This window comes from Pseudomonas sp. FSL R10-1339 (assembly GCF_009600545.1).
GTDB classification, from domain to species: domain Bacteria; phylum Pseudomonadota; class Gammaproteobacteria; order Pseudomonadales; family Pseudomonadaceae; genus Aquipseudomonas; species Aquipseudomonas bubulae.
Genome location: NZ_WIVQ01000120.1, coordinates 1 through 12,773, shown reverse-complemented (window position 1 = coordinate 12,773; position 12,773 = coordinate 1). Strand labels below are relative to the sequence as shown.

Here is a 12,773-nt window from a genome sequence, read left to right as displayed (position 1 = left end):
GGTTGCCGCGTGCCAGCCTGGGCAAACAGCATGCCGCCGGGGTAAGCGTGATGATGGCTCTCGGAAGCGGGGAATTGCTGGACCAGCTCGGCGTAGCGCTCCAGCGGCGTGCGGTACAGCGTGGCGAACTGCCGGCGCGACAGCGACGTGCGCTGCCAGATGTGTTCCAGCAGCTTCTGTCGGCGCGGTGTCGCCAGCAGCGATGCGGCCGATTCGGGCCGTAGCAGCCCTTTGGGGAGGTCGGTGGCGGGCGCTGGTGATGGGGCAGTGACCGGAGGCCGTTTTCGCTGGAACAGGGAGAGCATGTGGGTGTCCTCTGGGGGGGCCGGCCGGGATGCCTTTTCGCCTTTTCGAGGTAGGGCCTTTCCCCTTGCACTCCCATTCCCTTGCCTTTTCGGCCCTTTGGCCTTTAACCGCTTCGGTATAGCGGGAAATGGGATGCGGCTCCAGCGTCAATGGGGAACCCGCTGGAGTGGAATGGTCAGCGTCCTTCAGGTCACGCTCGATGCCGTAGAGCTTGTTGATCAGGCTCAGCGCCACGTCGGCACGCCCAGTCTTGCCCTTGGGCTGCACCTTTTGGGCTTCGACGAACTTGCGTCGCGCATGCGCCCAGCAGCCCAGGCGTTCGATGCCGTCGCGTGCAGCCACGGCGTTGTAACCGGCGTAGTCGTCGGTCATCAGGTAGCCGCGGTAGCCATCGAGCAGGCGTAGCGGCACCTCCTGCGCGCGGCTGGCTGTGTAGTCGAAAAGGATCACCGGCTTGTCCGGCGGCCCACCGCTTTGCACCCACATCCAGGATTGTGCCGAGGGGTCGCGTCCCGGTTCATGCAGCACCTGCAAGCGCGTTTCGTCGCAGTGCAACACGGGGTAGTCCAGCAGCTTGTCGCGCATCAGGTTGAGCAACGGTTGCAGTTGCTCGCCACTTTGGATCACCCAACGCGCCAGGGGCTGGCGTGGGATGTCGACGCCGTGGCGGCTGCCCCCTAAAGAAGGTTGGCCGTAGAAGAGCACTTGAAGGGCTTCGCGTCCCTCTCTGGAGTGTGCTGTCTTTTGCGTGTACAGCCCCTGGTTTCAGCGTTGTCAAATGGCAGTTTTGCTATAGGAGCGTTTTTTCCGCGCACCGCATCACTGGTAATGCTATTCGATCACTCGAAGCTTCGGATGATCTGATAGTTATTTGGTCAGATTGCTGTTTTTGACATCGGCAAAGACTGAAATCAGTCAGAAATACAAGGGTGTGCAGCCCTAGATTCTTTCTTGCAGCGCCTTGAAGAAGGCATCGATATTCTCATCGTGGCGTTTGTAGTAGGTCCAGGGGCCGATCCGCTGCGATGTCACCAATTGCGCGCGCTGTAGAGCTGCGAGATAAAGCGATGTCGTTGACTGCGAGAGGCCCGTGCGCTCTTGGATGATACTGACGCACACGCCTACCGTTTCTGGGTCGACTTCCTGCTCGGGAAAGACTGTCCTGGGATCCTTGAGCCAATTGAGGATGGCAAGGCGCGTCGGGTTCGCCAATGCTTTCAGGGCTTCGTTGACGTCAATAGTCATGAATTTTTTGAGACCTGTTTTTTTCGATATCTAGATATCTTCCTGATTCGCGCATCAAATTGGAAGGCTTCGCCATGATCTCTGCGCGCCTGCCCGTCGCAATGACGGGCTGGTTTGGACTGGAATCCTATTGCCCTGTCAGGTAGGACTATCGGGCACCTGTGCGCCGAATTGCGGGACGATATGTTTGCCAAGTTCCTCGATAACCTCTGCTGCGGGGCGTTTACCATACTTGAGGTTCAGGATGACGTGATCTACACCGATTTCCTGAAGTGTATCCAGCAAGGCCCGCAGGTGGTTACGTCCCAGTCGGAATCCTAGATGGATAGGCGAGGGTGGCGTGGATGGGTGTTCGTCCAGGTCGATATACAGCGATTGCAAGAACGGCTTGTAGATAGTGCCACATTGTTTAGCCGTTTCCTGTCGCCAATCTTCCACGATGAGTCGCTGCATTTTTGGCGGACGTGGATAGTTGATCCATCCATGGCTTTCACGCGCGATCCAATCGAGCGGCAGGCGGCTGTGTCCGGTTACGAATAGCGGTATTTCCCGAGTCGTAGGTTTGGGAACGAGATCGGCCCCCAGTAACTCGCCGTGACTCCAGCGAATGGGCTCGAAGTGTGTTCGATGGGCTTGGCGTATCACATTGAGGTTTTCTTGAAAGGTCTCGCCACGCTGTTCTGGATCAATGCTGAATGCGGGAAACTCCACGGGACGATCGCCAGAGGCTACTCCCAGGAGCAAGCGACCTCCGCTCAACTGATCAATGCTCGCTGCGGCCTTTGCCGTGTGCAAGGGATTACGCAAAGTAAGGGCGATGGAGGCGGTGCCTAGTGCGATTTTTGTTGTATGGGCTGCCATGTAGCCCAGATACACCCAAGGGTCGAAAACCTGGCCGACATCGCCGAAGCTTGGGTCCCTGAGTGGGACGTCGCGAAACCAGAGCGCCGAAAAACCAAGTGCCTCTGCACGTTTGGCCAGCGCGACCTGATCTAGCATGCTCGGTGTATCACCTTCGAAAGCCTCCAGGGGAAAGAACAGCCCAAGGCTTAGATGACCCTGCCTGAAGGTTCGTTTGAATCCCCTATGCTCTTGGTAGGGGATCGAGCTCGGTTGGTACATGCTTAACTTCCTCGGTCAACAATCGCTGAGCCACGCCCCTGAGTTATGGGGCGTGGCATTGAGCGTTTAGGATTTGTAAGTCGGGTAGTCGGTGTAGCCTTTATCGGTACCGCCGTACATGGTGCTTGGATCAACTGGGTTAAGCGGCCAGTTGTTGGCGATACGAGCGGGCAGGTCGGGGTTCGCAATGAAGGGGCGGCCAAAAGCGATCAGATCGCCCCAGCCAGCTTTTATCACGCGATTTCCTCGTTCAGCGGTGTACTTGCCGGCATAGATAATCTTGCCGCTGAAGGTCTTACGAACAGCTTCCCGGAACGTCTCAGGCAGCTCGGGTGCGTTTTCCCAATCGGCTTCGGCGAGCGACAGGTAGGCAATGCCCACTTCCTCGAGGATCTTCACTGCCTCGATGTAGGTTTGATGAGGATCTTCTTCGACTAGACCAAGGTAGACGCGGTCTTCGTCTGTGGTCGCGAACAGCGGGGCGAAGCGAACGCCAACGCGCTCCTTGCCGACCACACCAGCAACAGCGAGGGTGATTTCGCGCAGGAAGCGAAGACGGTTCTGCAGCGAACCGCCATATTCATCATCACGCTGGTTGGTATGGGCCGAAATGAACTGGTTTACCAGGTACCCGTTCGCGCAGTGAAGCTCCACCCCGTCAAAACCTGCGTCCAAAGCATTTCGGGCTGCTTGGGCGTAGAGCTCAACCAGTTCCTTTACCTCCTTGGTGGACAGGGCTCGTGGGGTCGAAGGGTCGGCCAGTGTACCCGTGCCGGGGCCAGTTTCGATGAACACCTTGACGTTGTCCGCGCGGATGGCTGATGGCGCGACGGGCGCTTCACCACCGGGTTGCAGCGATGTGTGCGACACGCGGCCCACATGCCAAAGTTGAGCAAAGATCACCCCCCCTTCGGCGTGAACAGCGTCGGTGACCTTACGCCAGCCTTGTATCTGTTCCGGGCTATGAATGCCAGGTGTCCAGGCATAACCCTGTCCTCGGGGTTCGATCTGTGTGCCCTCGGTCACCATGAAGCCAGCACCGCTGCGCTGACGGTAATAGGTGGCCATTAGGTCGTTCGCAATATTGCCGGGTTGGGAGCTGCGCGAGCGCGTCAGTGGCGGCAGAACGATACGGTTCTTAAGGGTGTATGGGCCCAGCTGAGTGGTTTTGAAAAGTTCTGATTGTGACATTTCGTTTACCTGCATATCTAAAATATTCGATGTCATAAGTCAAAAAAACATGGATCAACGAGGTCAGAAGAGCCCGAGCGGTCCAGGTCACGAAGGCGCGCTGTGCGCCCTGCACCGCGCGGGCGACGTCGGCAGCTGTGGCGTTGATAATGTCGAGGGCTTCACCGTATTTGTCCGAAACTCACTGGTTGTCAATAAACAGGCCGTAGCTGCTGTCGGGAAGGTGATTCGGATGGGTATCGCTGGAATCTTTCATGGGACTACCTCCTGGGGTTTCTAGCGCGGTTATGGGTAGACTATTCTCGATATTCATATATGTCAATATATTAATATTGCTTCCGGCACGTACGCATGGTTCCACGCCCTTGCAGCTCACTTCTGGATCAACTGGGAGCGCGCCGTGCTTCGCGCCAGGGTTGCCTATGCAGCCAGCTCCCTTGATTTTTTCATCAAGGAGGCTGGTTGCATCAGGTATTGATGTTTGCGTTGATGTGCAGATGAAGTTAGAACGGCGCGTCAATATCGATGACGCTAATCAGCTTCTGATTGACGAATTCCTTGATGCCCAAAGCCTGCAAGCGATGCTGACTTTTCAAAGCTGAGAGATACAGTGCCTGCTCGAATGCGTGCGGACGCCGTGGCCCTTAATGATCAGCGAGACTTGGATCGTAGGTCTGAGGTCGCTGACGGCTGAGGTGATGTGGTCATTTCAGCGGACAATCAGAGGAATTCCTCAGGCCATAGAGCGTTTGTATCTAGCTTTGGTTTCGATAGCGGCTTCTAACTTTACGTCGTGGATGCCCGGGTGTCTGTTATGTAATATTGCGCACATGGGTTGCTCACTGGCAGCTTGCGGCCCAGAGTGTGTAAAAACGCCCGTACAAACCCTTGCTATGATTTCTGAGACTGTCATCGCAAGGGACGCCTATGAAACGGTTTATCCAGGGTGAACACCGAGGTCAAAGCACCTTACTCCCCGAAAGCCTCGACGATTACGTCAGCGATACCAACCCAGTGCGCGTGGTCGACGTTTTCGTCGACGAACTCGACCTAGCCACGCTAGGTTTTGATGGCGTCATTCCAGCCGAAACCGGAAGACCGGCTTACCACCCTGCGATCCTGCTGAAGATCTATATCTATGGCTATCTAAACCGCATTCAATCGAGCCGGCGTCTTGAGCGAGAAGCTCAGCGCAATGTCGAACTCATGTGGTTAACCGGGCGATTGATGCCCGACTTCAAGACCATCGCCAACTTCCGAAAAGACAACAGCAAAGCCATTCGCGGCGTTTGCCGCCAGTTCGTTTTGCTCTGCCAGCAGTTGGGCCTTTTTAGCGAAAACCTGGTTGCCATCGACGGCAGTAAATTCAAGGCGGTGAACAACCGAGACCGGAATTTCACCAGCGCCAAACTGAAGCGGCGCATGGAAGAAATCGAGACGAGCATAAGCCGTTATTTGGCTGCGCTCGATGTGGCTGATCGACAGATTCCTAGCGCCTCCGCGCCAGACACTGCCAGCCTGGAAGATAAAATCGCCAAGCTCAAAGCGCAGATGAAAGAGCTTCAGGGGGTCGAAGCTCAGCTCAACGAATCGCCAGACAAACAGGTTTCGCTGACCGACCCGGATGCCCGCTCAATGATGACGCGCGGCAGCGGTATCGTCGGCTACAACGTGCAGACGGCTGTCGATACGCAGCATCACCTGATAGTTGCTCACGAGGTCACCAATAGAGGCTCCGACCGTGACCAGCTCAGTTCAATGGCGAAGCACGCTCGTGAAGCCATCGGCGCAGAAACGTTGTCGGTAGTCGCCGACCGAGGCTACTTCAAAAGCGAAGAAATCTTGGCCTGCCATGACGCAAACATCACCGCCTATGTACCAAAGCCGATGACTTCAAGCGCCAAGGCAGAAGGACGGTTCAACAAAGATGCCTTCGTTTATGACGCGACGAAAAACGAATACACCTGCCCGGCTGGAGAGGCACTGATCTGGCGTTTCTCCAGCGTTGAAAAAGGCATGAATTCCTATTAGTTGGACGTTTCGGATGAAGTCGTTGACGGCTGGGTGATGGTCTTGCGAGACGATCTCAATAGGAGGCATTTCAAGGCGCTCACTGAATCGCTCATGGGCGCTACTCTTGAATCCAGCATTGGCTACCTACCGCATGAGCCGGTAGCCAGATACCGTCAGAAGCCCTCCAGAACGATCTTGCCCTTTGCCTTGCCGCTCTCCAGCAAGGCATGGGCGCGACGTAGGTTTTCGGCGCTGATACGCCCGTAGTTTTCGCCAACGGTGGTGCGCAACACACCTGCATCGATCTGGCGGGCCACTTCATTGAGGATGTTGTGCTGCTCCTGCATGTCCTCGGTCTCGTACAGCGAGCGCGTGTACATCAGCTCCCAGTGCAGCGACAGGCTCTTGCGTTTGAGCGGTACGACGTCCAGCGTGGCCGGGTCATCGATCAGGCCCAACCTGCCCTGTGGCTTCAGTGACTCGATGATCTGCTCGTAATGCCGATCGGTCTGCGTCAGGCTTGCGACGTAGCTGACCTGCGGAAGGCCGATGCGCTTGAGCTCTTCGCTCAGTGGCTTGGTGTGATCGATCACGTAATGGGCGCCGAGTTCGGTGACCCAGGCCTGGGTTTCAGGGCGCGAAGCCGTACCAATGACGGTCAGGCCGGTCAACTGACGCGCCAGCTGAGTCATGATTGAACCCACCCCGCCTGCAGCGCCAATGATCAGCAGCGTTTCGCCACGGTCGGTGGTGTCGCGCGCTACGCCGAGGCGATCAAATAGCAATTCCCAAGCGGTCAGAGACGTCAGGGGAAGCGCCGCGGCCTGGGCGAACTCCAGCGACTGTGGCATCGATCCGACAATGCGCTCGTCTACCAGCTGCAACTCACTGTTGCTGCCCGGGCGGATCAGCGACCCGGCGTACCACACCTTGTCACCGGGCTTGAACAGCGTTACGTCGGAACCGACCGACTTGACCACGCCGGCAGCGTCCCAACCGAGGATGCGCGGCTGTGTTTCGTCTGTATGCGGCACGTAGCCCTGGCGGACTTTGGTATCGACCGGGTTGACCGATACGGCCTTGACTTCTACCAGCAGGTCGCGCGGCCCCGGCACTGGCTCGGGTAGATCGATCTCCACGAGGGCGTCAGGGTTCTCAACAGGCAGACATTTGAAGTGTGCAATGGCTTTCATTCGGAGCTCCTCAGGAGACGCGGTACATTTTCATGACGGAGAATTTTTCGGCGGCGCGTTCGATGACGGGCAGCGCTGCCTGGAAATGCGGGGTGGCCTCGTGCGCAGTCAGCGCCGCTTCGTCTCGCCACTGCTCAACCATATGGAAGGTGCGAGGCTGTTCTGCATCTTTATGAAAGTCGTATTGGATGCAGTCTGCTTCGGCGCGACTTGCGCCTTGCAGATCCTGCAGCGTCTGCTGGAGCTCATCTTCGGAGCCGGCCTTGGCGACCAATGTGGCAACCAGTGTGAGTGGGGTGGTCATCGAACCTCCTGTCTGTGCATGTGTGAGAGACGCATCGAGCTGGCATGGGCTTATCGACAGTGACCCTACCGGCCATGCCGCGAAGACCTGCACGTGGTTTAAAGCGTTACAACAATCTTGCCCACCTGGGCATTCGATTCCATGTACCGGTGAGCCTCGGCCATCTCGTCGAAGCTGAATGTACGGTCGATTACCGGCTGCAGCTGCCCAGAGGCGAGCCCTTCGTTGATGAAGTGCTTGGCCCGTTCGAGTTTTTCTCGATCCTGGGTGATCTCGAACAGCTGATAACCACGCAGCGTCAGATGCTTGCCGAGCAGGTCCATGACCGACACAGGGATATCCCGAGTGTCCAAAGCGCCGTACTGGAAGAAGATTCCGTGGTTCGCCAGTGCCTTGAGCACCAAGGCCACTTCGGGCCCGCCAATGGGATCGAAGGCCATGCGAGCGCCTTTGCCATGAGTCATCGTCATGACCTCGGCCACCATGTCCTGCTCCTGCGTCGCAATGACTGCCGCCGCCCCGGCCTGAAGTAAGGCCTCGCGCTTGTCGCTGGTGCGGGTCAGCGCGACAGGAACGGCGCCCACCATGTTCGCAATCTGGATAGCGGCAAGCCCCACGCTGCTGGACGCCGCACGGATTAGCACCGTCTCGCCGGCCTGCAGCCCACCAAGCTCGATCAGTGCGCCATAGGCAGTGACAAACTTCATCCAGGTCGCCGCTGCTTCCGTGAAAGAAAGCGCTTCCGGGTGTTTGACCACCGCGTGAGCCGGCGCGTTGACCAATTCACCGTACAAGCCGTATTCGTCAAAGGAGAACGCGGGCACTACGCTGACCGCATCGCCAACAGCGAAGCCGACCACACCGGGACCCACTGCAGATACGGTCCCAGCCGCTTCATAGCCCAGCATGGCGGGAAACGTCGGTTCGATGACGTACTGGCCTGTGCGGTACATCACTTCAGCCCGGTTGATGCCGAGCGCCCTGACGTTGATTTGAACCTCGTTCGCGCCGGGAGCCGGCACGTCGATCTCGTCGATCTGGAGAACCTCCGGTCCACCGGTGCGATGAAAGCGTATGACGCGAGACATAGCGTAATCCTCAGCTATCTATCGGAAGGGCCGAGCCATGAGCGGCCCAGCCAGGTAGCCACCAGCGCACATCGGCGCTGAGGCAGCGGGCGATTAGGCCATGACGGCCGTCTTCGCCCCGACGGATCACTTGTAGCGTTCAAGCCAGTGGGCATAGGGAGCCGGCAAGGTCCAGGACGCACGCTCTACGCCCAGCTCTTGGGCGGCAAGATAGGACCAATTTGGATTGGCCAGATGTGCTCGCCCAATCATCGCCAAGTCCAGCTGACCGCTCTTGACCGCTTCTTCGGCAACGCTTGGCGTGCCGAAGCCCCATGCCGAAGCCACTGGTATCCCCGCCTCACGCTTCACGCGCTGGGCAACTTCGCCCATGAAGCCAGGCGCCCAGGGAATGTTGGTTTCCGCGATGGTGAAACCAATGCTGACGCTCAGCAGATCCAGGCCACCATCTTTGAAGCGACGTGTCAGTTCGATAGCCTCGGTCAGCGTCTGTTCGTCCCGGCCGTCGTATTCGATAACCCCTAGACGAGCGGTTAGCGGCAGGTGCTCCGGCCAAACCTCACGAACAGCCGCCAGCGTTTCAAGCAGGAAGCGGCTACGGTTGTCGAAACTGCCGCCGTAGGCGTCATCGCGATGGTTGGAGTGTTCGGAAAGGAACGACTGGGCCAGATAACCATGGGCGAAATGCAGCTCCAGCCACTCGAAGCCAGCGTCACGCGCACGGCGAGCGGCTGCGACGAAATCCTCACGCACACGGGCAATGTCTTCCAGCGTCATGGCTTGCGGCTGCTTGGCCAGGTGACCGCCAAAAGCTATGGCCGATGGAGCGATGGTCTGCCAGCCACGGGCGTCATCTTCAGCGATGTGGTCATCACCTTCCCATGGACGGTTTGCGCTTGCCTTGCGACCGGCGTGGGCGATCTGCAGGCCGGGGACCGAGCCGGCTGCCTTGATCGACTGCACCACCGGTACGAAGGCCTGGGCCAGCTCATCGTTCCAAATACCCGCACAGCCAGGAGTGATCCGCCCTTCTGGCGCTACAGCGGTTGCTTCGACAATCACCAACCCCGCCCCGCCACGCGCAAGGGAGGCGTAGTGAACACTGTGCCACTCGTTGATCAGGCCATCGTTTGACGAGTACATGCACATAGGGGGAATCGCAATACGGTTGCGAAGCGTGACGTCTTTAAGCGTGAAGGGTTGGAACAGCGCAGACATTGGTTTCTCCGAGGGTTGTCTATTACGTTAATTCGATAGTATTCGAACTATGGAGATAGAGCAAACCCGTGTATGCTTCGTTCATGCGCCCCTACAAACACCCTCCCGTCACTGAATTCGTCCTCGAGCGTCTGCTATACGCCTTGAGCGATCCTGTGCGCCTGGAGATCGTCCGACGCCTTGCCGAACTGGGCGAAGCCAGCTGTGGCGAATTGGACGGTGGCCGACCAAAGTCCACCATGTCCCATCACTTCAGGGTGCTGCGAGATGCCGGGTTGGTCCAAACCCAAACCATCGGCACGACCCATATGAACTCGTTGCGCAGGGATGATTTGAACAATCGATTTCCTGGTTTGCTCGAGACGATCTTATCTCAGCGCGGCTAAGGCTGGCTTGAGAGTCAATTCATCGAGGAAGACGCTGAAGACGGCCTGCTTCGAAACCCTGGGCTCCAGTGAGCTCAGGGACTACCTCGCCGCTGACTGCGGAAGCATGACTAGTCCCGACGTAAACGCCTTACCCAGATGGCCTCAATCGAGCAGCTGGAGCGTTTCGCTTGTGCGCAGTATCGGTGGCTCGTCTACAGATTATGCCGCTTACGACAGGCCGCTAGTGGCCGATAGCAGCCTGTCACGAAGGGCTGCTCACGGCCACAAGCAGCCTCTCGGAGGTATCTACGAAGCTTGAGGCGATTCAGATTTCAAGGCTTTAAAAGAAAACTAGGGGCGCCGCTCTTGCAATAACTGACGGGCGGAATCAGCCATCACCGGAAGAGCGCCGGCCAGCATCAAGAGATCTTTGAGCACTAGGCGTCCTGCACCAGACAGGAATGGAAAGCCATGTTCACCATCACCAAGATCCGGTACCCAGGCTTCAGGTGTGGTGAGCAGGAAGGTTAAGGTCACCAGCGGTGTACCGAAGGCCAGCGCCCCACCAAGCAGACCGGCGCGTCGCGAGATCGGGTTGGAAAGCACCAGCAGACCGATCAGAATTTCTACTACGCCCAGGCCGTTGGAAAAGATGTATGTGTTATTTGCGGTCTGCCAGACGCGCTTTTCCGCATTCAATTCACCCTCGTGGGTCAGGTGTGCCTTGTAATCCTCGGGATGTTCATACAAAAAAGACATAAACGGGCTGTTGGCGACAAATGGGGTAATGCTATCGGCTTCGTAAGGCGCGAATTTGAGCGCCCCGATCCACAAGAAAACTACGGCGATCGCCAGTCTCATGAGGTGTGTGCCAAGGGTGTCGAGCTTGCTGATGAATTGCAGCCATGTAGTGAATGAAGCGAGCATCAGACTTATCCGAATATTTGGAATGTGAAACCAGTCTGAGGCTTAGCCGCGAGACGCTTTTGTGCGTCATGCTCAAGTTATTGTTCGATCGTCTCAACAAGTGGCTGACGTCTGGATGTATCAGGTAAGCCCCGGCACGTTTAAGTGTGCGGGGCCGGTGGAGTTATGGCGAAAGAGCTATTTTTTCAAGGTGTCGTACGCCTCAAGAGCGCGCAGTGAATAAATATAAGCGGCGCCTGCGTTCAACGAGATCGCAGTGGCCAAGGTCGCAGCCACTTCCTCGCGGCTCGCACCAGCCTTAATGGCCGCATCAGTGTGAGCTGCAATACAGCCGTCGCAGCGTGTAGTGATGGCGACTGCAATGGAGATCAATTCGCGGGTCTTGGTGTCGAGCACATCGTTTTCGGCAGAGGCTTCTCCGAGGGCCATGTAGGCTTTGACCATTTTTGGATTACTTTTGCCCAGCGCGCCGAAAGCTTTCTGGATGGAGGGTAATAATTCGGACCAGTTAATGAACATTGCGGTAACTCCTGAGGGGGGTTGGGTGTAATGTTTAACCTTGTTTAGTGTATGCCCTAGTCCTATTTTGATTAGTTCGATACGCTCTGTTTTTTCTGCGATGCGCTCAAATGAATTCGATCGACAAGCTCATCAGCCTCGCCAATGTTCGTGGCAGTCTGGATTTACGTTGCCAATTTCAGGGTGACTGGTCCCTGGAGCATGAGCAGGAAGCGCTGGGCAAAGCGCCATACCACGTGGTGCTGTCGGGTGAGTGTCGGGTGGAGCTTCCAAGCGGGCAGCGTCTTTCTATGCGCGCCGGCGACGTTCTGCTCCTGCCGGGTGGTGCGCCGCATGTGCTGCATAGTCCGGGCAAAGCTGTTGCGCCAACATTGGTATCGGCAAAGCGTATCGACGCTGGCATATTGCCCATACATCGCATTGGCGGCGTGAGTGCGGATCTGGACATGCTATGCGGCTGCTTTCACTTCAACCGAACTTCGTTGCTATTTGCTTCATTACCTGACTACCTGTTGATACCCAGCGGCACGCTCCCAGCGGATGGACCATTACAGTCTCTGGTCGATTTATTACGCGGGGAAGCAGACGGCGATCAGATTGGAGCAAAATTTTTGCTCGATGCTCTTTCTCAGGCGTTATTCACCCTGATCCTTCGCGCCCATCTATCTAGCCATGGCCAAGACATCGGCACGCTCGCCTTGCTCAGCGATAAACGTCTGGGCCCCGTATGGCAGGCGATGTTGGCTGATCCTGCGCACGAGTGGACCATCCAAAATCTAGCAGATATCGCGTGCATGTCCCGAGCATCTTTCATGCGGGCGTTCGTTCGTGTGGCTGGTGTGTCGCCATGGGTATTGCTTACGCAAGTCCGTATGGAATTGGCGTTCAGCCTGCTGAGTCATTCGCATCTGGGATTAAAAGATATTGCCTTGCAGGTTGGTTACCAATCGCAGGCGGCGTTCAGCAAAAAATTTAAGGAGGTTTATGGGGCGCCTCCAGGGAGAATGCGCCGCAGAATTTAGAGCTGTCACTTAGGTAGGGGTGACCAGAGATGGCCGTTTTCTGCCTGTTGTGATCGGCGGAGAGCGGCCAATAGCGTCCCTTCAAATATTTGAGTTGTAAACTGTTGGAAATACAGACGCCATGATTAAGGTCGAGGTGATCTAGGGTGTCTGAGCGTCGGTTCAGCCAGACGGCTTCGCTTAGGGAAACTCCGAACAAGTCTCCAAGTATGCTGAAATACAGCCTCACCACCTGCCCCGAGTGCGTCATGAGCCAG

At 57.0% G+C, this 12,773-nt stretch carries 13 protein-coding genes and 2 pseudogenes; 4 read left to right on the top strand and 11 right to left on the bottom strand.

All coding sequences use genetic code 11. The annotated features are described in order from the left end of the window. From GHO03_RS22010 to GHO03_RS21990, 5 genes and pseudogenes are all read right to left on the bottom strand, one after another. A partial coding sequence (locus GHO03_RS22010; protein ID WP_178110350.1) for a TraI domain-containing protein occupies positions 1-305 on the bottom strand: 305 nt, incomplete at its 3' end. A 178-nt stretch (positions 306-483) separates the two neighbouring features. Next, positions 484-978, bottom strand: a pseudogene (locus GHO03_RS22005) (IS66 family transposase); the annotation flags it as partial. Positions 979-1,245: 267 nt separating this feature from the next. Continuing rightward, on the bottom strand, positions 1,246-1,551 hold the full coding sequence (locus tag GHO03_RS22000; protein WP_012464920.1) for a helix-turn-helix transcriptional regulator: 306 nt from the start codon (positions 1,549-1,551) through the stop codon (positions 1,246-1,248). 138 nt (positions 1,552-1,689) lie between these two features. After that, complete coding sequence (locus GHO03_RS21995; protein ID WP_153400528.1) at positions 1,690-2,673, bottom strand: LLM class oxidoreductase; 984 nt, start codon at positions 2,671-2,673, stop codon at positions 1,690-1,692. Positions 2,674-2,739: 66 nt separating this feature from the next. Continuing rightward, positions 2,740-3,864 carry an alkene reductase gene (locus GHO03_RS21990; protein WP_047280121.1) on the bottom strand — a complete coding sequence of 375 codons (1,125 nt, stop codon included), beginning with the start codon at positions 3,862-3,864 and terminating at the stop codon, positions 2,740-2,742. A 422-nt stretch (positions 3,865-4,286) separates the two neighbouring features. Here GHO03_RS21990 and GHO03_RS25200 point away from each other — a divergent pair, with 422 nt between their 5' ends. Continuing rightward, positions 4,287-4,466: a hypothetical protein gene (locus tag GHO03_RS25200; protein ID WP_162208461.1), complete on the top strand. Its 180-nt coding sequence runs from the start codon at positions 4,287-4,289 to the stop codon at positions 4,464-4,466. 325 nt (positions 4,467-4,791) lie between these two features. Continuing rightward, positions 4,792-5,883: pseudogene (locus GHO03_RS21975) on the top strand (IS1182 family transposase); the annotation flags it as partial. Between the two features lie 167 nt (positions 5,884-6,050). Here the strand turns inward: GHO03_RS21975 and GHO03_RS21970 are convergent. The 4 genes from GHO03_RS21970 to GHO03_RS21955 all read right to left on the bottom strand — a co-directional run bounded on the left by GHO03_RS21970 (position 6,051) and on the right by GHO03_RS21955 (position 9,680). Beyond that, positions 6,051-7,070, bottom strand: a complete 1,020-nt coding sequence (locus GHO03_RS21970; RefSeq protein WP_003288728.1) for a zinc-binding alcohol dehydrogenase family protein — start codon at positions 7,068-7,070, stop codon at positions 6,051-6,053. 10 nt (positions 7,071-7,080) lie between these two features. Continuing rightward, complete coding sequence (locus tag GHO03_RS21965) at positions 7,081-7,374, bottom strand: putative quinol monooxygenase (RefSeq protein ID WP_003288729.1); 294 nt, start codon at positions 7,372-7,374, stop codon at positions 7,081-7,083. 98 nt (positions 7,375-7,472) lie between these two features. After that, positions 7,473-8,462, bottom strand: coding sequence for a zinc-dependent alcohol dehydrogenase family protein (locus GHO03_RS21960; protein WP_153400527.1), 990 nt, complete (start codon positions 8,460-8,462; stop codon positions 7,473-7,475). Between the two features lie 126 nt (positions 8,463-8,588). After that, positions 8,589-9,680: an NADH:flavin oxidoreductase/NADH oxidase gene (locus GHO03_RS21955; protein WP_013983157.1), complete on the bottom strand. Its 1,092-nt coding sequence runs from the start codon at positions 9,678-9,680 to the stop codon at positions 8,589-8,591. Between the two features lie 83 nt (positions 9,681-9,763). Between GHO03_RS21955 and GHO03_RS21950 the strand changes: the two genes are divergently transcribed. After that, on the top strand, positions 9,764-10,066 hold the full coding sequence (locus GHO03_RS21950; protein ID WP_025297873.1) for a helix-turn-helix transcriptional regulator: 303 nt from the start codon (positions 9,764-9,766) through the stop codon (positions 10,064-10,066). A 333-nt stretch (positions 10,067-10,399) separates the two neighbouring features. Here GHO03_RS21950 and rclC read toward each other — a convergent pair whose 3' ends face one another. Continuing rightward, a complete protein-coding gene (rclC, locus tag GHO03_RS21945) occupies positions 10,400-10,975 on the bottom strand; it encodes a reactive chlorine resistance membrane protein RclC (RefSeq protein WP_153400526.1) in 576 nt (191 codons plus the stop codon). A gap of 177 nt (positions 10,976-11,152) precedes the next feature. Then, entirely contained in the window at positions 11,153-11,494 is a 342-nt protein-coding gene (locus GHO03_RS21940) for a carboxymuconolactone decarboxylase family protein (protein WP_016779377.1), read from the bottom strand. A 110-nt stretch (positions 11,495-11,604) separates the two neighbouring features. Between GHO03_RS21940 and GHO03_RS21935 the strand changes: the two genes are divergently transcribed. Beyond that, positions 11,605-12,516, top strand: a complete 912-nt coding sequence (locus tag GHO03_RS21935) for an AraC family transcriptional regulator (RefSeq protein WP_047273856.1) — start codon at positions 11,605-11,607, stop codon at positions 12,514-12,516. The last annotated feature ends 257 nt before the right edge of the window (positions 12,517-12,773 follow it).